Below are 20,411 nucleotides of genomic sequence, written 5' to 3' on the forward strand. Positions count from 1 at the left end.
GCCCGTTTCAGTTCCCTGAAGCGGGCTTTTACATTCAATTAACTCCTCGTTTTGTGGCCTCTTTGAGAAAATCACCCCATCGGTTCTGGCCCTTAGGTTTCTCTGCGTATGGTCGAACACGATGCAAAACTGTTGTACTATATGAAAAATATTCTTAAAGGAAATCAAATGGCTTACGACCTTGAACACCGTCTTGTCATAGGTGTCGCCTCAAGCGCTGTTTTTGATTTGAAAGAATCCGATGAAGTATTCAAAAGTCAGGGCGAGGAAGAATACAGAAGATTTCAGGAGGCACATCTTAATCAAGCCTTACCCCCAGGGATTGCCTTTCCCTTCATTAAACGATTACTTTCCCTTAATGACCTCAGCGCTGATCCGATAAACGACCCGCTTGTTGAAGTAGTTTTGCTGTCAAGGAATGATCCTGATACAGGGTTGAGGGTTATGAAAACCATCGAGCATTACAGGCTTAGCATGACCAGAGCGATATTCATGCAAGGCCGTTCACCGTATGAGTATATTCCTGCACTTAATATTGCATTATTTTTATCAGCCAATAAAGCTGATGTTGACGCTGCCATCAAGGCAGGATTCCCAGCGGGGCAAGTATTAAATTCAAGAATCGTCGACGATGAAACGGATACATCTCTTAGAATCGCCTTCGATTTTGACGGCGTTCTGGCCGATGACGCCTCTGAGTCTGTCATGCAAACCTCCGGGCTCGGTGAATTCCATGCTAATGAAGTAAAGAACGTTATGCAGCCTCATAATCCCGGACCACTCAAAGAATTCCTTGTCAGGATGTCAAAAATCCAATCCGAGGAAGAAAAATATAAGATAAAACACCCCGGTTATGAGAATCGGCTGAGAATTTCAATAGTGACGGCCAGGAACGCGCCGTCCCATGAAAGAGCATTAACGACATTAAAAAGCTGGGGCGTTATGGCAAATGACGCATTCTTTCTTGGTGGTATTGAAAAGGGTAAAGTATTAAAGATTCTTAAACCACATATCTTTTTTGATGATCAATCTCGGCATTTGCTGGGCACGAGCGCTGTTGTACCCTCCGTCCATATTCCTTTTGGAATAATCAATAATCCATCAAGCAAAATTGTCGATCCTCCAGCAGCACCGCAGGCGAACGATTCCAGGTAGGCGGAATACAGCGCATAAACGCACATCTGACGCTTATCACCTGGAGTGCCGGCAAGGACAACATTCCTCAACGCGCATAATTTGGACTGATTATCAGTTCGTTATAGTCGGGGAATTTCCCTAGGGATAAATCCACACCATTGGCTTCAGGATATGAAGAGGCGTCAGTCAAGACGTGACGGCTTATTCCACGCTATCAACACGCTCTGCGGGAGCTGAATTTCGACAAATGCCGGCGGCTGGCCTAGGAAATCGTCACCCTCCGGCGTTCTGATGAAATGAAAAGCGCTCTGTTCGGGAGGAATAAATAATGTCCGATACGATGAAAGCCATTAATAATGATTTAGTCAAAGCGTTCAGCACCGGCGTGTCCTATATCGTCTCCACCGGCCTGGTCGGCATGCTTTATCTGTATGTGCTGATTGGCCCCATCGGGGTGGCGATGAGGTGGCTGGTTTCAATGCTCTCGGATATGCGCGGCGGCAGTGGACTGGTACTGGGGCTGATTCTCGGGGCGATGGCCGCCTTTGAGCGTGAATAAAGGCGCCCTGTGGTACGTCATCGATGTCGCTGGCAATGGGGCTATTGATAGCATTATTGCTTATCAACCCGACGGCATTCCCAAGCGGGAGAAGTAAAACGTGCAATATGCCAGGCGTTGCCCCGTCATGGAACAATTCACCAATAGAGTGCGTTTCCACGCTGTTTTTTTAATCGATCGGGTTCAAGGCGATTCAGACTACCCTTCGCAACGTTTGATTTTTTTATCCATCATCTAATTGATAAAAAAGAATTATTTTCAAAATTTTATTCCCATCCTTTAACATCCTTACCAGATGGCAAGTTTTTTGCTTGTTTTCCCACAGCAGGAGCGATAGCGGGTAACCGGTGTCGCCATACAATTTGCAACAGGTCACTAGGGTTCCGGTTCGGTTAACGAATGTCTGGTCCGAGAGTGACCGACCACCATCTGACGGTTAATACCCTCTGGCGGTTACACGGCGGGATAAAAGCCCGGGAGGCCAAGGTGAGACGTTTTCTCGCCGCCGACCTCCTGTGTCTATTTATCGTCGTTAACGTCAGAGGTGTATATGGTTACTGTTGTCAAAAGACTGCTGCTGCTCGCAACGCTCTGTTTCACCACCCTGTTCAGCCCCATTGCGCCGGCCGCCGATAAGCCGGTTTTTAAAATCTGCTGGTCTATTTACGCCGGCTGGATGCCCTGGGACTATGCCCAGCAAACCGGTATCGTCAAAAAGTGGGCCGATAAGTACGGTATCGACATCCGCTTCGTCCAGGTCAACGATTACATCGAATCCGTCAACCAGTATACCGCCGGCGGCTTCGATGGCTGCACCATGACCAATATGGACGCCTTGACCATTCCCGCGGTCGGCGGCGTCGACAGCACCGCGCTGATTGTCGGCGACTATTCCAACGGCAACGACGGCATTCTGCTAAAAGGCCAAGGTGATATCCGCTCCCTGAAAGGCCGGCCTATCAACCTGGTGGAGCTTTCGGTTTCCCACTATCTTTTGGCCCGCGCGCTGGCGAAAAACGGCATGAGTGAAAAAGACATCAAGGTGGTCAATACCGCCGATGCCGATTTGGTCGCGGCTTTCGGCACTGCCGATGTGAATGCCATTGTGACGTGGAATCCGCTGCTTGCCGAGGCGGAGAAACAGCCCGGCAGTCATGAAATTTTCTCCTCCGCCCAGATCCCCGGCGAAATTCTCGATTTGCTGGTGGTGAACAGCGCAACGTTAAAAAAGCATCCGGAACTGGGTAAAGCGCTCACCGGCGCCTGGTATGAAACCCTCAACACCATGCACGGCGACAACCCGACGGCCGTTGCCGCCAGGACCATGATGGGAAAGAGTTCCGGCACCGATTTGGCGGGCTTCGACGCACAGCTGGCGGACACCTACCTGTTTAACAATCCCAAGCAAACGCTGGATTTTGTACAGAGCAAGGCGCTCCTCACGACCATGCAGTCGGTGGCCGAATTCTCCTTCAAACATGGACTGCTGGGCAACGGCGCGCCGGGGGCCGATGCCGTGGGGATCGGCGCGCCCGCCGGCGTATGGGGAAACACCGCCAATATCAAGCTGCGTTTCTCCGACGAGTTCGTAAAGCTGGCCGCGGCCGGCCAGCTATAAAAGAGGGATCCGCCGATGCGCAAGATGATCAACAGCCACCCCCAGCGTCTGTCGCGAGGCCTGCTGGGTTTGCTGCCGCTGTTGCTTTTGTTACTGGTCTATCTGGTTGCGTCGGATGCCCGTTTGGCGATCAACCCCCTGGATAAGCTGTTGCCGGGGTTCAATGATATGAGCAGCGCGATTTACCGTATGGCGCTGGAGCCGGATGCCCGTACCGGCGAATATCTGCTGTGGACCGATACCCTCGCCAGTCTGACGCGGCTGCTGAGCGGTATCTTTATCAGCGCGCTGCTGGGATTGCTGCTGGGATTGTTCTGCGGCGGCCTGCCGCCGGTCGGGGCGCTGCTGTCGCCGCTGGTCATGCTGGCGGCGCTGATACCGCCGCTGGCGATACTGCCGATTCTTTTTATCTGTTTTGGCCTGGGAGAACTGTCCAAAGTCATGCTGATAGTGATAGGGGTAACGCCTTTTATCGCCCGCGACCTACAACAGCACGTGCAAAACATCCCCCGAGAGCAGGTGATCAAAGCCCAAACGCTGAACGCCCACAGCGCACAGATCCTCTGGCGGGTGATCCTGCCGCAACTGCTGCCGCGCCTGCTGGAATCGGTTCGATTATCGCTGGGCTCGGCCTGGCTGTTCCTTATCGCCGCCGAGGCTATCGCCTCCACCGAGGGGCTGGGTTATCGCATATTCCTCATGCGCCGATACCTGGCCATGGACGTCATTTTGCCCTACGTCGCCTGGATTACCCTGCTGGCCTTCATGCTTGAGGCTGTCCTGCGCATCTATGGCCGCCGGCAATGGCCCTGGTATTACGTCAAATAAGGACCGCATCATGAGTTTAGTGAGTCTGCGCCGGCTGGAGAAACATTATGGCGATCAAGTGGTGTTGGAACGTTTAAACGCGGAGGTAAACGAAGGAGAGTTTGTGTCCATCGTTGGCGCATCGGGCTGCGGCAAGACCACTTTCCTGAATATGATGCTGGGCATCGAGCCGCCCAGCCGAGGCGCGTTGCTGTTGGACGGCAAGCCGATCCCGCAGGAGCCGGGGGCCGATCGCGGCGTGGTTTTCCAGCGTTACTCGGTATTTCCCCATCTGACCTCGCTGGAGAATGTGATGCTGGGTACCGAGTTTACGCAGGCGCGCTGGCTGGGGCGAGTCTGGGGATCCGCCCGGCGCGACATCGCCGCGCAGGCCCTCGCCATGCTGCAACAGGTTGGATTGGGACAAGCCGCCGACAAATATCCCCACCAGCTCTCCGGCGGGATGCAGCAGCGTCTGGCGCTGGCGCAGGCGCTAACCAAAAAACCGCGGATATTGTTGCTGGACGAACCTTTCGGCGCCCTCGACCCGGGTATCCGCCGCGATATGCATCAATTGATCACCGATTTGTGGCGGCAGCACCGGCTGACCATTTTCATGATCACCCACGATCTTAAAGAGGGGTTTTCCCTCGGGTCCCGCCTGTGGGTTTTTGACAAAATCCGTCACGACCCGCAAGCCCCCGATCGCTGGGGCGCCAGCATTACCTATGACATTCCGTTAGACCGTAAATCCACCGGGCTGGAACGACAGCTCGACGACATTGTTTATCCGCGGCAGGACGTAGCCTGAATCCGCTGATAAGGAGGTATCATGACCGACAGCAGTAAATTGTTATATCGAACCGTATTGCCGGCCGGAGCGCACTGGTCGCTCCGGCTGCGGCGCGGCACCGCGTTGCGCCTGACCGATATCCGGGGCGGCGCCAATGTGGGCATGCTGTTTTATAACCCTGAGAACCTCTTGGAGCGTTATAACGCGCCGGACACCATGAAGTGCCAGCATACGTTCCGCCTCACCACCGGGCATTGCCTCTATTCAGACATGGGCCGCATTTTCTGCGGAATCGAACAAGACAGTTTCGGCTGGCACGATACGGTATGCGGCACTATGAACGCGCAGCTCACCGAGCAGCGTTTCGGTGCGTCCGATTACCAGCAGGCGCGCAACGATCGTCACCAGAACGGTTATGACTGTTTCCTGGTGGAACTGACCAAATACGGCCTGGGTAAACGGGACCTGGCCGCCTGCCTGAATGTCTTTTCCCGGGTCAGCGCCGACGAACAGGGCAATTTGCGGCTGGAATCGCCCGCCCTTCCCGGCGCGTCCGTCACGCTGCGTTTCGCCATGGATACCCTGGTAGTGCTGCATACCTGCCCCCATCCCCTCAGTCAGGCCGGGGCTTATCCCCGTTCGCCGGTGGAGATAGCCCTGCCGGCCGACCTTGCGCCGCTGCCGGAAGCCTGCCTGACCCGCGAGGAAAACCGGCGCGGACAGGCGAATAACGCGCTGTACTATTTAGGAACCATAGCCCCCGCAGGAACCATAGCCCCTGCCGGGACAATGCTCGGCGACAGCCATGCCGCGCCTGCCCAGGAATGCCATCATGATTAAAACCAGCCTTCGCCGGACACAGGACACCCTCTACCGGCGCCAAATCAATGCGGGGGATTATTGGCTCTACCGCCTGGAGGCGGGACAGACGCTGAGGATCACCGACAGTGAAGGCAATCAGGCGGTGGATACGCTGTTTTTCAACGCCGACGATACCGCTGAACGCTACAGCATGACGGACACCGTGCGGGGACAAAACAATCTGTTCCTCACCACCGGCAGCGTGCTGCGCTCCGGCGAGGATCGGCCGATGCTGAAGATCGTCGCCGACACCTGCGGCCGGCACGATACGGTGGGCGGCGCCTGCGCCACCGAGAGCAATACCGTGCGCTACTCGCTGGAAAAACGCCACATGCACGCCTGTCGAGACAGCTGGATGCTGGCGCTGGCCGAACACCCGGAATTCGGCCTGACCAAACGGGACCTGGGCCATAATATCAACTTTTTCATGAATGTACCGGTCACGGCCGAGGGCGGACTGACCTTTGCCGACGGCATTTCCGCGCCGGGCAAGTATGTCGAGCTGGAGGCGGCGATGAATGTATTGGTGCTGATTTCCAATTGCCCACAGTTGAATAATCCCTGTAACGGCTATAACCCAACCCCCATTGAGGTGGCGGTCTGGTCATGAACAGGGGATATCGGGCGATGCCGGCGGGGCATGCCTAACGTCGAGGAAGGCCGGCGGTGGATGTCTCCGCCTCGGTGTGAAGCGGATCGGTCAATGCGCGACGCGGGACGTCCCGGGAAAATAAGCGCCAAAGAGATGCAGGACGACCTGCCGTTAGCCAAGAGAGTTAATCATGTTTACATGCATTTTGATCGCCAACCGGGGCGCCATCGCGGTGCGCATTATCCGCACGCTGAAAACATTAGGCATCCGGTCAGTGGCGGTCTATGCCGAATCGGACAGCCATTCGCTGCATGTCCGCCAAGCGGACGAAGCCTATAGCCTGGGGGAAGGAACCGTCCGCGAGACCTATCTCCACCAGGATAAGCTGCTCGCCTTAGCCGCCCGGTGCGGCGCGCAGGCGATTCACCCCGGTTATGGGTTTCTCAGTGAAAACGCCGATTTTGTGCAACGTTGCCAGCAGAACGGCTTGGTGTTTCTCGGTCCCACCGTCCGGCAGATGGTTACCTTCGGTTTGAAACATCGCGCCCGCGAACTGGCAAAGATCAACCGTGTGCCGCTGCTGCCGGGCAGCGGACTGTTGGCGGATACGGATGATGCGCTGCGGGCCGCCGGGGACATAGGCTATCCGGTGATGCTAAAGAGTACCGCCGGCGGGGGCGGCATCGGCATGCAGCGTTGCGATGACGCCGCTATGCTCCTTGAGGCATTCAACCGGGTTAAACGGCTGGCGGGCCATAATTTTGCCGATGACGGCGTTTTCGTCGAAAAGTACATCGGCGCGGCGCGCCATATCGAGGTACAGATTTTCGGCGATGGCGCGGGCAATGTCATTGCCCTGGGCGAACGTGACTGCTCCACGCAGCGCCGTAACCAAAAGGTACTGGAGGAGTGTCCCGCGCCGAATTTGCCGGCCCCGGTGCGCCGGGCGTTACATGCCGCCGCCGTGCGCCTGGGCCGGGCGGTCGGTTACCGCAGCGCCGGGACGGTGGAATTCGTGTATGACGCCGCCACGGAAGCGTTTTACTTTCTCGAAGTGAATACCCGGCTGCAGGTTGAACATGGCGTCACCGAGATGGTGTACGGCGTGGATCTGGTCCAATGGATGATTGAACTGGGCGCGGAATGCCTGCCGCCGCTGGAGACGCTGGCGCCTAACGCGCCGCATGGCCACGCGATTCAGGCCAGGTTATATGCGGAAGACCCGGCCAAGCAATTTTCTCCTTGCGCCGGGCTGCTGACCCGGGTGGTATTCCCCCGGCAGGCGCCCGGCGGCGCAGAACTGCGAATTGATGGCTGGGTTGAGAGCGGCAGCGACGTCTCACCCCATTATGATCCGCTGCTGGCGAAGGTCATCGTTCGGGGAGAAACCCGCGACGCCGCCCTGGACGCCCTGGCCGCCGTACTGGCCGACAGCGAATTATACGGTATTGAAACCAATCTCGTTTACCTGCGCCATCTGCTGGAACTGCCGCTGGTGCGGGCGGGCGAAATCCGCACGGCGTCCCTGGGAACGGTACGGTACCGCCCGGCGACGCTGGATGTCGTCTCGCCGGGCACATTGACCAGCATCCAGGATTTCCCCGGCCGTACCGGCTACTGGCATGTGGGCGTACCGCCATCGGGTCCTTTCGACAGCCGCGCTTTCCGTCTCGGCAACCACCTGCTAGGCAACGGCGCTGATGCCGCGGGGCTGGAAATCACCCTGCGCGGGCCGGTGCTGCGCATCAATCATGACTGCTCGCTGGTCATCACCGGCGCGGATATCGAAGCGGCCCTTGACGGCGCCGCCCTCCCCATGTGGCGTGTATGCCGGGTCCGCGCCGGTCAAACGTTAGCATTGGGCAACGTCTACGGCAACGGCTGCCGCAGCTACCTGCTGCTGGCGGGGGGATTGCGTTGCCCTGCTTATCTTGGCAGCCGAAGTACCTTTACGCTGGGCCGTTTTGGCGGACATGGCGGGCGTCAATTGCGCAGCGGCGATGTTCTTCACTTTACGCCGCCGGACATCGACAGGACCCAACCGGACGTGCGGCCCATGGATCTGCGGCCGGCCCTGGCGGATATTCGCCAACTGCGGGTGATATATGGCCCCCAGGGCGCACCGGACTTTTTTACCCCACAGGACATCGACCTGTTTTTCGGCGCGGTCTGGCAGGTTCACTATAACTCCAGCCGCACCGGCATCCGGCTGATCGGTCCGAAACCGCAGTGGGCGCGGAGCGACGGCGGCGAAGCGGGTATGCACCCGTCCAATATCCACGATAACGCCTATGCGTTCGGTACCGTGGACTTTACCGGCGATATGCCGGTGATCCTAGGTCCCGACGGGCCATCCCTGGGCGGGTTCGTCTGCCCGGCGACGGTTATCCATGCCGACCTGTGGCAACTGGGCCAGCTCAAAGCCGGCGATCGGGTGCGTTTTGTACCGGTATCGCTGGAACAGGCCGACCAGCTGGCGCAACAGGCGGAAGAGGACATCGCCGCGTTGCGGGGTTGGGAACCGGGCGCGGCGGCCCGCTGCCGTACTTCACCATTGCTTTGGCACCGGCCCGCGCTATCCCCCTACCCCGCGGTGAGCTACCGCGCCGCCGGCGATCGCTTCATCCTGGTGGAATACGGTGAACAGGTAGCGGATATTTCGCTGCGTTTTCGCGCCCATGCGTTAATGCAATGGCTGGAACGGCATACCTTGCCGGGGATGCAGGAGCTTACGCCGGGGATCCGCTCCCTGCAGATTCACTTCGACAGCCTGCAGTGCCCGCGGGACGCCCTGATCGCGCATTTGCAGCAAGGGGAGCAGGCATTAGGGGATTTATCGCAGGTCGACGTCCCCTCACGCACCGTCTGGCTTCCCTTAAGCTGGGATGATGACGCCTGCCGGGAGGCCATCGATAAATACAGCCAATCGGTACGCCCGGGCGCGCCATGGTGTCCCAGCAATATCGAATTCATTCGGCGGATCAACGGCCTGGACTCGGTGGATCGGGTCAAGGACATCGTCTTCAATGCCCGTTATCTGGTCATGGGGCTGGGAGATGTCTATCTCGGCGCGCCGGTTGCCGTCCCCCTCAGTCCCCTTCACCGTCTGGTGACCACCAAATACAATCCGGCGCGGACCTGGACCGCGGAGAATTCAGTGGGTATCGGCGGCGCCTATCTTTGCGTTTACGGTATGGAAGGCCCCGGCGGTTACCAGTTTGTCGGACGAACCCTGCAAATGTGGAACCGTGATCGCAAGACCGCTGAATTTACCCAACCCTGGCTGCTGCGTTTTTTCGATCAAATCCGGTTTTATCCGGTGAGCGCCGCCGAACTCCAGGATATCCGCCAGCGTTTTCCCTACGGACTTTACCCGCTGCGCACCGAACCGGGACATTTTCGCCTGGCGGATTACCAGCGGCTGTTAGCGGAACAGCATCAAGACATTACGCAATTCACCCAGCGGCGCCGGCTGGCGTTCGACCAGGAACTGGCGCGCTGGCGCGCCGAAGGCCAGTTCACCTTTGACAGCGCCCCGCCGGAAGAATCCATCGCGGATACGGATATGCTGCCGCCGGGCTGCCTGGGCGTTGACAGCCAGGTGGCGGGCAACATCTGGCAGTGGCAGGTAAAACCCGGCGACCGGGTGAAAGAGGGCCAGACCCTGGGAATCCTTGAATCGATGAAAATGGAAATTCCCATTCCGGCCCCTGGCGCGGGCCGGGTGCGCCGCGTAGTGCGTACGGCGGGACAGCAGGTCCATGCGGGCCAACTGCTGCTGATACTTGAACAGGAAGGAGATTAACCCTCCCGATGAAAACCTGGGCCAGGCGCTCGATCCCGATAATCGGCGCCAAAATCATTTCTTTACCGACCTGACAGGAATCGGATTATGCAACCTATGACCCTTGGCACGCTGCATGAATGGCAACGGCATTACCAAAACGATCCGGACAGCGTAAGGGCGACCTTAACCGCCCTGCTGGACGGACTTCCTAAACACGATACGGCATGGATTTATCTGCCCGGCGCCGAAGGTTTGGCGCCGCAGTTGGCCGAACTGGCGCGGCGCTTGGCGGATCTGGGGGGAGATCCGCTGTCGTTACCGCTCTACGGTATTCCCTTTGCGGTCAAAGACAATATCGACGTGGCCGGCTGGCCCACCAGCGCGGCTTGTCCTGATTTTGTTTATCAAGCGGAACGGGATGCGGAAGTGGTCGCCCGGCTGCGGGCATGCGGCGCCATCGTCATCGGCAAAACCAATCTGGATCAGTTCGCCACCGGACTGGTGGGTACGCGGTCTCCATACGGTGCCGTACCCAACAGTTTCAATCCCGCCTATGTCAGCGGCGGCTCAAGTTCCGGATCGGCTTCAGTGGTGGCGCGCGCGCTGGTTCCTTTCGCGCTGGGGACGGATACCGCCGGCTCCGGTCGCGTTCCGGCCGGATTCAATAATATCGTCGGGCTCAAGCCCACCAAAGGGTGGCTGTCTACCTCGGGCGTGGTGCCCGCCTGCCGCCTGCAGGACTGCGTCTCTATTTTTGCGTTGACCGTCGACGATGCCCAGCGGATAGCCCATCTGGCCGGCGGTTATGATAAGAATGATGCCTATTCACGCGGCAATCCCCACACCACGCCGGCGGCAATGCCCGCCGCGCCGCGCTTCGCCGTACCGCAACGTCTGGAGTTTTTTGGCGATAGGCACAGCGAACAAGCTTTCCGGCAGGCTTTACGGCAATTGGAAGCCAGCGGCGCCACGCTTGAAAGCATCGATTTCGCCCCTTTCGCTCAATTGGCGGAACAACTCTACAGTGCCGCCTGGGTAGCCGAGCGCACCGTGGGAATCGGCGATCGTTTGCAGACCAACCCCGATTCATTGGATCCGGTGGTGCGCGCCATTGTCGCCAACGGTTTTAACTTCAGCGCCTGCGATGCCTGGCGGGCCGAATACCTGCGCGCCGAACTGGCACAAACTATCAACCGGGCGCTGGCGGGGTACCATGCGCTGGTAGTGCCCACCTCCCCCACCATCCGTACCCTGGAAGAAATGAAACAGGAGCCGGTTCGTTATAATTCGCAGTTCGGTACTTACACCAACTTTGTTAATCTGGCCGATCTCTGCGCGCTGGCGCTCCCTTCTTTCTTACGGGATGACGGTTTGCCGGCCGGCATTACCCTGATAGCCCCTGCCTGGCATGACCACGCGCTGGCGGATTTCGGCCGGCGTTGGCAACAGGCCCTCGGTCTTACGCTGGGGGCGACCGGCCGCCCATTGCCGCCGCCGGACGCAGGGTTACCCGCTGCGCCGGCCCATCAGGTGCGGGTCGCGGTGGTGGGCGCCCATCTCAGCGGTATGCCGCTCAATTTCCAGCTTACCGACCGGAATGGAGTACTGGTGGAAAAAACGCAAACCGCGCGGCAATATCGTCTCTATGCCTTGGCGAACACGCAGCCGCCTAAGCCCGGGCTGGTAAAGACCGATGATGGCGGGTTCATTGAGGTGGAGCTGTGGGATATCCCTCTGGCGCGCTTTGGGGAGTTCGTCGCCGAAATACCAGCCCCCCTGGGCATAGGCACCCTGACGCTGGCGGACGGTCGCCATGTTAAAGGTTTTATCTGCGAACCGGAGGCGCTGCGCAATGCGAAGGATATTACCGCCTATGGCGGCTGGAGAAACTATATGGCCGCTATCCCGAAGTAAGGCCGAATTTGCGTAACCGGTAGACCAGCTGGCTCAGCGTCAGGCCCAGTTTCTGCGCCGCACGGGACTTATTACCGTCCGACTGGCGAAGCGCCTGCAATATTGCCTGCGCATCGTCGGCTTCGATGCGCGCCGCCGGCACCCCCATCCATTTTTTCTCCGGTTCCGGCGCCGGATTTTCCGCCGGCGCGGACGTGGTGCCCTCTTCGTTTGCCAAGATGGGCGCCACCTCGGCCGCGTCAACCAGGGGCGACTCGGACAGCAGGACCAGCCGGTTTACCACATTTTGCAATTGGCGAACGTTTCCGGGCCAGGAATAGCGGATCAGGGCGGCTAAAGCATCCCCCGAGCAGTGAACCCGCCGTTGAAAAGCAACATTGGCTTCCTCGATAAAATGCTGAATCAAAATCGGTATATCTTCCGGCCGATCCCGCAGCGAGGGCAGGAAAATCGGCACCACATACAGCCGATAGAAGAGATCCAGCCGAAATCGGCCTTCCGCCACCCGCTGGCGTAAATCCTGGTTGGTGGCGGCGATGATCCGCACGTTCACCGCCCGTTCCCTGCCACCGATGCGCTGTATGGTTTTCTCCTGCAATACCCGCAGGAGCTTTGCCTGCAAGTTAAGCGGTAATTCACTTATTTCATCTAAAAAAAGAGTCCCATTGTCAGCCTGTTCAAACTGTCCGGCTTTTGCCGTCATCGCACCGGTAAAGGCCCCTTTTTCATGACCGAATAATTCGGACTCGAACAGACTTTCCGGCACCGCTGCGCAGTTCATTTTGATATATTTGCCCTCGGCGCGCCGGCTTGCGATATGCAACGCGTTGGCAAAAAGCTCCTTGCCGGTGCCCGATTCCCCCACCAGCAATACCGTGACATCGCTAGCCGCCACCTGTTCGATTTGCCGGATGGCGGTACGGACCTTGCCGGAATCGCCATAGATGCCGTACTTGAGCGTATCGTGCTTCAAGGCTTGGCGTAATGCCCGGTTTTCATGCTCCAGCGCCACGGTGTGGGTTTGCACCCGTTCGGCAATCAGTTCTTCAACCCGCAGCATCTGGCCAATATGTCCCACCACCTCGTGCATGATCCCGATATCCGCGGTCAGGTTGCGCGATATGCCGCGAAAACGGTTGGCGCAAAACACCCCGCGGGTTTTACCATCCAGGACTATAGGGAAAAAAAACATTGATGTCGTGCCGCTGGGCATCGCGGAACGGGCCACGGACCGCCAAAGATAGGTGGGCTCGGAGTCAATATCCTGAACGATGGTCATCTGGCCCGAGACAAAGACCTTGCCGGTGACGCCCTCATCCGGACGGAGTATCCCACGGGCTTTTTCCTTTTCGGTCAGGCCATAGGCGCAACGGATGGATAACAATCCGCTATTGTCGTCATAGATAAATAGCCTGCCGCGGTTCAGGCCTAAAATCTCCGACAGCAGATGGAAAACTTCCCGCAGATTTTGGTCGGTATCGGTATACCGGCTATATATCTTCGCCATCTCCCGCCGAAAAAACAGCTCATGCTGCGCCCAGTCGACATTCACATGCACATCGGGCGTCAGCGCGGCGCGCGCGGATGAGACCTGCTGATGGAAAGCGCGTTTCATGGCATACCTTGTGGGAAGCGTTAAGACCGAATAGCAGGCTAATGTTAAATTATTAATAATTTATTAACTTGTCAATAATATTGATTTCCTAGACCAGCCAGCCTACCCCAATCCGGCGCACACCTTTCCCATTGGTAAGGACAAGCTGCTGATTTAATTTGTATTATAAATAAAAAAAAGAAATTAACCCCATTTGGCGCAACTCTTGCTTTATTCAATATCACAGGATTCATTCATTTTTAGTTTAATGCTTAACAATGCTAAGGGTAGATTAATGCACGCGACGGTAACCGACTCGGCTAACTCCTATTCATCGGGGCCAAACACCTCCGTGGTCACCCTAACCCATCTTTGTAAAAATTTCGGTTCTGAGATCATCTACGACGATTTCAACTTCGATTTCAAATACGGCACCTTTACCTCCATCTTCGGCCCGAACGGCTGCGGCAAATCCACCTTAATCAACATGATGGCCGGTTTGACGCCTTATGACGGGGGACAGATACTCTATAATGGCCGGGATATCAGTAAAGCCACCATCGGGTATGTTTTCCAAAATTATCGCGAGGCGCTCTTCCCCTGGTGGAAGGCCTATGAAAATATCGAATATCCCCTCAAAATTAAAGGCATGCCGGCCGCTGAACGGCATCAGCGGCTCGATGAACTCATTGAACAATTCGACATTAAATTTGATCTCAACCGCTACCCCTATGAATTTTCCGGCGGGCAGCAACAGCTTATATCAATATTACGGGCCTTAGCGCCCAACCCGGAAATTGTTTTCCTGGATGAACCTTTCTCCGCTCTGGATTATGAAATGACCCTGTTCATCAGGGATAAATTACAGTTGATATTTACCCAAAGCAAAATTGCCATGGTATTGGTCTCTCACGATCTTGAGGACGCGGTATTTTTGGCTGAACAAGTATTAATGCTCAGTAAAAGACCTACCCGTGTAGTTGAAATTGTGCCGGTGGACCTACCCTATCCCAGAAACGACCGAACGCTGCAACTGCCTGAATTTTTAGAGGCCAAACGGCGCAGCCTGGAAATTTTCCAGCAAGAGGTTCATAAATGATCAGGCTTTCATTACGGCGTCACCCTCGTTTTTTTCGCCCCGGTTTTATCGGTCCAATCCTACTGGTTATTATCTGGAGCCTAGCGCATACGGCCCATTGGGTCACGCCGCGCCTGTTGCCCGGTCCGCTGGAAACCTTTAACGCATTCTTGGAAAGTATCGCCGACGGCAGCCTGTGGGGCGATTTTATCCAAACGGTATTAAGAACGGTCTATTCTTTCTTGATTGCGGCTATCATCGGCATACCCTTGGGTATTACCATCGGCTCCAGCAAGCTGATATATCGCAGCGTGGAATTTATAATTGATTTTTTTCGCTCCACCCCCGCTACCGCCTTATTCCCTTTGTTCCTGCTGATTTTCGGCATCGGCGAAGAGTCAAAAATCGCCATCGCTGCGTTCTCCGCCTGCCTGGTAATCGTATTCAACGTGGCCTACGGCGTCATGAACGCACGGCAAACCCGCATCCTGGCGGCCAAGGTCATGGGTGCATCCCAATGGCGCATTCTGCGCGACGTGCTGCTGTACGAATCGCTGCCGCAAACGTTTATCGGTTTAAGGCTCGGGGTTTCTTATGCCCTGGTGGTCATTATTGTCGCTGAAATGTTTATCGGTTCATCCACCGGGATGGGACACCGGATCATTGACGCGGAACAAGTCTATAACCTGGCCGAGATGTACAGCTCAATTATAGTAACCGGATGCATCGGCTATTTAATCAACTTCATTTTTCTTATTGTTGAACGCCATTTTATTAAATGGTCTGGTAAATAAATCATCACCCCATAAGGAAATCGTATGAAACGACTGACGTTGCCGGCGGCGGCAACCTCGATGGTTCTTTTATTCTCCGCTCTGCCGTCATGGGCAAATGAAAAAGTCACCGTCGCCTGGTTGCCCATTATGCAAACCACCGCTTTTTATATTGCGATGCACGATAAATTATTTGAAAAAGCGGGAATCGATATTAACGCGGTCAAATTCGAGAACCCGAATCAGATTATCGATTCACTGGTCTCGGGACAGGCCGATGTCGGCGCGCCGGGCTCGGCCGCCGGTATAGCGGTACTGGCCGAGTCCCGTTTTCCCGGCACCTTCAAGGTGTTCGGCCTGCAGGGGGGAAGCATCAAATACCATCGCATCAATGACGGCCTGATTGTCGCCAAGGATTCCTCAATAAAAAGTTTCGCCGATCTCAAAGGAAAAAACATGGGCCAGCTGCCGGGCATTCAGTGGCGGACCCTTGCCCGCTATATGGTGCGTCAGTCCGGCCTGGATCCGGATAAAGACGTGCATATGCAGGATATCGCTACCGGCCTGCAGGTGCCGTCGGTGGTTTCCGGCAGCGTTGACGCCACCCTGTCCCTGGAGCCGGTCGGCTCCATCGCCGTGGCCGACGGCGAAGCCAAACGGGCATTGACCAATCCCGCCGAGACCCTGATAGCCGATCCGTTTTATTCCGGCGTCTCGTTATTAACCACAAAATTCATCAAGGAACGGCCCGAAACGGCGAAAAAGGTGGTCGCGGTATTGGATGAGGCCACCCGCCTGGCCAATGAACGCTTTGATCAATACCGCCCGGTTATCGCCGACTTCACGCCCATCAAGCCGGATCAGCTGCCTTTGGTGGCGCAGCCTTACCTGCGGGCCTGGAAAGATATCGATGCCGAGGATATCCATTCTTATCAGGCCCTGGTGGATGTATTCGAAAAAGAAGGCGTGCTGAAAAAAACTATGGATGTCAAACCGATGATCCTGAACAACAATGATTTTACCAAGTGAGAAACCATGACTATCACCTTTAATGCCGCCGTCATTCAGACACTCGCCGTACTCGGCGATATCGAGGCCAATATCGCCCTGGCCGCCGCCGGTGTGCGCGAGGCGGTAAGGCAAGACGCCAAACTGATCGTACTGCCGGAATGCATGAACACCGGCTATCTATTTGACTCGGCGGCGCACTGCCGGGCATTGGCCGAACCGGTGGACGGCCGCTATTGCCGGGCGTTGGCCGCCTTGTGCCGCGAATATAATGTCTTCATCGCCTCCGGCATGACCGAAATAGCCGAGGATGGCAAAATCTATAATTCCGGTGTGCTGTTCAATCCGGCGGGAGACCTTATCTGCCATTATCAGAAACAGTTCCTGGCCACCCATGATCAGAACTGGTTTGAAGTCGGCGTGAAGGGCAATCCCTTTGTGGATACCGAACTGGGCCGGTTGGGGTTGCTTATCTGCTTTGACGGGCGCATTCCGGAAATCGCCCGCTGCCTGGCGGCGCAAAAAGTGGATGTGGTGATTGATATGGCAAATTTCTTCGCCATGGACCAGGCGGAAATGTGGGTACCGGCCCGGGCATATGAAAATGGCAGCTGGTATGTGGCCGCCACCAAATCCGGCGTAGAGCGGAGTATCTACTACCCGGGAGGCAGCATGATTGTCGACCCGCAGGGCCGGGTGCAGGCCAAGGTGCCTTATGATGTCCACGGCGTGGCCACCGCTCGGATAAGCCTGCCGGACCGGGACCGTAAGCCATGGCAATTCGGCGGCGACAAACTGACGGATCGCCGGCCGGAAACCTACGCTATCATCAATCAGCCGTTTGCAACCACCCCCCTGGCGGCATTGATGGGGGAAGCGCTGATACCTGAAAACAGCACCGTCAAACTGGCGGCGGTTCAGGCCCATGTGAGCGAAAGTCACACCCTGGACGACGCGCTGGAGATGATTGAACACGCGGCGTTGCTGGGCATCAGGGTTATGGTGCTGCCCGCCTGGTTCGCCGCCCCGCTTTGGCGCCCGGATGCCGATAATGCCGCCCTGTTGGCCCGGGACAGCGGGGCTGTCGTCGCCCGCATCGCCGAACTGTGCCGGCGTTACGGCACTATAATCGCCCTGCCCACCGTAGAGGAACGGCAAGGCGCGCTGCTGCCGGAAATGGTTTTAGTCGGCCCGCGGGGCGTTATCGGACGCCAGGCCCAGGTGCATGCCAACCCCGGCACGCGCGATTGGGCCGCGGTGGCGGACGGAGGCTTCCAGGTATTCGAGACCGATTTTGGCCGTCTGGGACTGCTTAACGACTATGACGGAATGTTTCCCGAATCCAGCCGCGTGCTGGCCTTGCTGGGGGCGGAAATTATCCTATGGAGCTGCGCCTGGCGACACCCGAACCAAAGGAACCTGCTGGCGGTGCCGAAGGCTGAGGATAATCGCGTTTATGTCGTCTGCGCCAACCGCTGCGACGCCCCCGCCCCCGGCGGTTCGTTTATTATTCCCCCCGCCGGTTTCCCGTCGTGGGATATAGACGCCTTGCTACCGCCCAATCCCCGCTGGGGCGCGGTAACCCCCCTGTACGCCAACCGCGCCCTGACCCGGCAAAAAGAGATGATTCCCGGGGTAAATATGTTGCGCAACCGCCTGACGGACAGTTATGGGATCCTATCGCGCCAACCTTAATGGGATAATCTCTATGGGTTAACGACAATAGCGTTGTCCGCTGTTGAATGGATTTCGTTTTCAACGTTTATTAAATACTGATTTATACAAATAACCATCATCGATGCAGGAATAAATAATGAATAGCCCAAGATAACCCTTTGGATATTAATATCATATTAACATCCGCGGCCTTTAATATTTATCGAAAAGAATTTCTTATGGTAAGAGACGGTCCCATATTTTGTATGATTCAATCAAAACCACTATTTCGGATAAACAGTCAGTTCAAGAAAATCGATGTTTACATTGAGTCGCCGCTATATAACCCGTCAACAATGTCGGGGTATTACTAATTGAACCCAATACTCTTCCCTGTGCTTGATGCCATAGGGAGAGTAATATCTCAATTACCGGAGCCAGCATGAAACCTAACGTCGGATTAATCATCGGTGCCACGTTATTAGGCTTAACTATTATGCCTGTTCAAGGGGCGGAGACATTAACCCATGTCAAAGTCGGCCATTTGGTGGCGCTGGATATGGCGCCGCTTTTTGTCGCCAAGGAAAGCGGCTGCTTTACCCGCCAAGGGCTGGACGTGGAGACGGTGTTTTTTGCCAATCCCGGCGACAATAACGCGGCGCTGGCAGGCGGCGCCATCGATTTTAGTATCAATCCATTTACTCTGCCGTTTTTTGCCGCCAACAGCGGTGTGCCGATCCGGGTGATTTCTGCCGCCGGGGGCTGGGGCATCATGGAGGTGGTGGCTAAAGGCTCGCTGGGTTTACACAGCATGGCGGATTTAAAAACCTATATCCAACAACACCCCGGCCATCCCTTGAAGATAGCCACGCTGCAGGGGGATACGCTGGAGCTGATCCTTGACCGGCAATTCGCCCGCAACGGTATCGATCCCAAAAGCGTGCAACTGGTCTATTTCAATGATTTGCTGGCGATGGTGGAAGCCTACCGCAGCGGCCAGGTGGATATTCTGAGCCATATCAAGCCCTATACCACCGATATGGAGGTGAATAAAGGCTCCACCTTGTTAACCAATAATGCCGAAACCTGGTCGTTATATTCCCCCAATGCAGTGGTTAGCGTGCTGGATAAAACCCTTAGCCAGCGAAAAACCGTGGTCAGGGAATTTCTGAGCGGGCTTATCTGCGGGGCGGACATTATCAATAAAAACCCCGACCAGGCGGTGAGCTATCTGGATAAGGGCCACTATTTCCGCGTCTCCCCCGCCGTACTGACGCGGGCGTTCAAGTCCGCTCCTGCTCCCATCAGTTTCACGCCGGATCTGGCCTCGATTCAGAGCGTGGTGGACGATCTGGGTAAACTCGGCTACATCAAAGGCGGCGCGCGCGCCGAGGATATCTTCCGTCTGGATATGATCCGCGGTCTGGAGAAGAAATGAGCCAGTCAGACACCGGCGTTCAAAGGTACCTGCCCGTGATGGTCGGTACCGCCTCCGTCGCCTGCTTGGTGCTTATTTGGGAGTTCTGCGCCGGCAACAGCGATTCATCACTGGCGGCGGTCTTGCCTCCGCCGAGCCATTTCCTCGCCGAGATTGCCCAAAGCGATTTTCGTATCGGGCTCGGCAGCCAGTCCACGCCGGTGAGCCAGTCGGTGCTCGCCACCTTCATCCGGGTATTTAGCGGATTATTTATCGCGTTTATCGTCGCGATTTTAACCGCCATGCTGCTGAGCCTGTCAAAAGTCGTCAACTGGGTTGTCAGTCCCTTGATCTATTTACTGTCGCCCATCGCGCCCATTGCCTGGATCCCCACCGCCATTACCCTGTTCGGCATCGGTAACCTGACCGCGGTCTTTATCGTCTTCATGGGCGTCTTTTTTATCCTGACCATCGGCACGCTGGCCGAGATCCGCCGGTTGCCGGAGGAATTCCATATCATCGCCGACGATCTCGGCGCCGGACCATGGCAACGCTGGTTATGGGTGGTGCTGCCCGCCATCCTGCCCGGCGCATTCACCCTGCTGCGCACTAATTTTATCGCGGCCTGGATGGCGGTGCTGGTGGCGGAAATGGTCGGCCTGCATGACGGTATGGGCGCTATTATCATGATGGGCCGCAATCTTTTTAATAACGATCTGATCATGTTCGGCATGGTGATTATCGGCCTGTCCGGCTTTGTCGTGGATCGCATCCTGGCCTTTATCGGCAAACATCTGCTGTGGTGGAGGGTCTAGGA

Annotated in this window: 16 protein-coding genes and 1 riboswitch; of the genes, 15 read left to right on the top strand and 1 reads right to left on the bottom strand. The window is 56.5% G+C overall.

The features are described 5' to 3' along the window. Positions 1–108 precede the first annotated feature (108 nt). From ACL2XJ_RS25025 to atzF, 9 genes are all read left to right on the top strand, one after another. A complete protein-coding gene (locus tag ACL2XJ_RS25025; RefSeq protein ID WP_413724896.1) occupies positions 109–1,155 on the top strand; it encodes a 5'-nucleotidase in 1,047 nt (348 codons plus the stop codon). A gap of 310 nt (positions 1,156–1,465) precedes the next feature. After that, positions 1,466–1,696: a hypothetical protein gene (locus ACL2XJ_RS25030; protein ID WP_413724897.1), complete on the top strand. Its 231-nt coding sequence runs from the start codon at positions 1,466–1,468 to the stop codon at positions 1,694–1,696. A gap of 364 nt (positions 1,697–2,060) precedes the next feature. Continuing rightward, a riboswitch (guanidine-I (ykkC/yxkD leader) is annotated at positions 2,061–2,178 on the top strand. 68 nt (positions 2,179–2,246) lie between these two features. Continuing rightward, positions 2,247–3,314: a putative urea ABC transporter substrate-binding protein gene (locus tag ACL2XJ_RS25035; protein ID WP_413724899.1), complete on the top strand. Its 1,068-nt coding sequence runs from the start codon at positions 2,247–2,249 to the stop codon at positions 3,312–3,314. Between the two features lie 15 nt (positions 3,315–3,329). After that, on the top strand, positions 3,330–4,142 hold the full coding sequence (locus ACL2XJ_RS25040; protein ID WP_132921029.1) for an ABC transporter permease: 813 nt from the start codon (positions 3,330–3,332) through the stop codon (positions 4,140–4,142). A 10-nt stretch (positions 4,143–4,152) separates the two neighbouring features. Beyond that, positions 4,153–4,932 (top strand): ABC transporter ATP-binding protein, encoded by a 780-nt coding sequence (locus tag ACL2XJ_RS25045; protein WP_132921028.1) that lies wholly within the window; start codon positions 4,153–4,155, stop codon positions 4,930–4,932. 21 nt (positions 4,933–4,953) lie between these two features. Next, positions 4,954–5,754 (top strand): urea amidolyase associated protein UAAP1, encoded by an 801-nt coding sequence (locus ACL2XJ_RS25050; protein WP_413724900.1) that lies wholly within the window; start codon positions 4,954–4,956, stop codon positions 5,752–5,754. Continuing rightward, on the top strand, positions 5,747–6,385 hold the full coding sequence (locus ACL2XJ_RS25055; RefSeq protein ID WP_413724901.1) for an urea amidolyase associated protein UAAP2: 639 nt from the start codon (positions 5,747–5,749) through the stop codon (positions 6,383–6,385). Before ACL2XJ_RS25050 ends, ACL2XJ_RS25055 begins: the two co-directional genes overlap by 8 nt. Before the next feature lie 172 nt (positions 6,386–6,557). Next, the gene (gene uca / locus ACL2XJ_RS25060; protein WP_413724902.1) at positions 6,558–10,172 is read left to right on the top strand and encodes an urea carboxylase; all 3,615 of its coding nucleotides are present in this window, start codon (positions 6,558–6,560) and stop codon (positions 10,170–10,172) included. Positions 10,173–10,259: 87 nt separating this feature from the next. After that, on the top strand, positions 10,260–12,068 hold the full coding sequence (gene atzF, locus ACL2XJ_RS25065; RefSeq protein WP_413724904.1) for an allophanate hydrolase: 1,809 nt from the start codon (positions 10,260–10,262) through the stop codon (positions 12,066–12,068). Here atzF and ACL2XJ_RS25070 read toward each other — a convergent pair. Then, positions 12,055–13,683, bottom strand: a complete 1,629-nt coding sequence (locus ACL2XJ_RS25070; protein ID WP_413724905.1) for a sigma 54-interacting transcriptional regulator — start codon at positions 13,681–13,683, stop codon at positions 12,055–12,057. The genes atzF and ACL2XJ_RS25070 overlap by 14 nt on opposite strands. Positions 13,684–13,957: 274 nt before the next feature. On the opposite strand from ACL2XJ_RS25070, the gene ACL2XJ_RS25075 reads away from it, so the two are divergent. The 6 genes from ACL2XJ_RS25075 (at position 13,958) to ACL2XJ_RS25100 (ending at position 20,409) form a co-directional block, all read left to right on the top strand. Next, the gene (locus ACL2XJ_RS25075; protein ID WP_203523240.1) at positions 13,958–14,761 is read left to right on the top strand and encodes an ABC transporter ATP-binding protein; all 804 of its coding nucleotides are present in this window, start codon (positions 13,958–13,960) and stop codon (positions 14,759–14,761) included. Beyond that, positions 14,758–15,534 carry an ABC transporter permease gene (locus ACL2XJ_RS25080; RefSeq protein WP_413724906.1) on the top strand — a complete coding sequence of 259 codons (777 nt, stop codon included), beginning with the start codon at positions 14,758–14,760 and terminating at the stop codon, positions 15,532–15,534. Before ACL2XJ_RS25075 ends, ACL2XJ_RS25080 begins: the two co-directional genes overlap by 4 nt. A 24-nt stretch (positions 15,535–15,558) precedes the next feature. Then, positions 15,559–16,542, top strand: coding sequence for an ABC transporter substrate-binding protein (locus ACL2XJ_RS25085; protein ID WP_413724907.1), 984 nt, complete (start codon positions 15,559–15,561; stop codon positions 16,540–16,542). Between the two features lie 6 nt (positions 16,543–16,548). Next, positions 16,549–18,216 (top strand): carbon-nitrogen hydrolase family protein, encoded by a 1,668-nt coding sequence (locus tag ACL2XJ_RS25090; RefSeq protein WP_413724908.1) that lies wholly within the window; start codon positions 16,549–16,551, stop codon positions 18,214–18,216. 403 nt (positions 18,217–18,619) lie between these two features. Then, positions 18,620–19,615, top strand: a complete 996-nt coding sequence (locus tag ACL2XJ_RS25095) for an ABC transporter substrate-binding protein (protein WP_413724909.1) — start codon at positions 18,620–18,622, stop codon at positions 19,613–19,615. Beyond that, positions 19,612–20,409: an ABC transporter permease gene (locus ACL2XJ_RS25100; protein ID WP_413724910.1), complete on the top strand. Its 798-nt coding sequence runs from the start codon at positions 19,612–19,614 to the stop codon at positions 20,407–20,409. The genes ACL2XJ_RS25095 and ACL2XJ_RS25100 overlap by 4 nt, the downstream gene beginning before the upstream one ends. Positions 20,410–20,411: the final 2 nt, after the last annotated feature.

Origin of the sequence: Sodalis sp. RH16 (assembly GCF_047324245.1) — a bacterium.
In the GTDB taxonomy this organism is placed as follows: Bacteria; Pseudomonadota; Gammaproteobacteria; order Enterobacterales; family Enterobacteriaceae; genus Acerihabitans; species Acerihabitans ligni.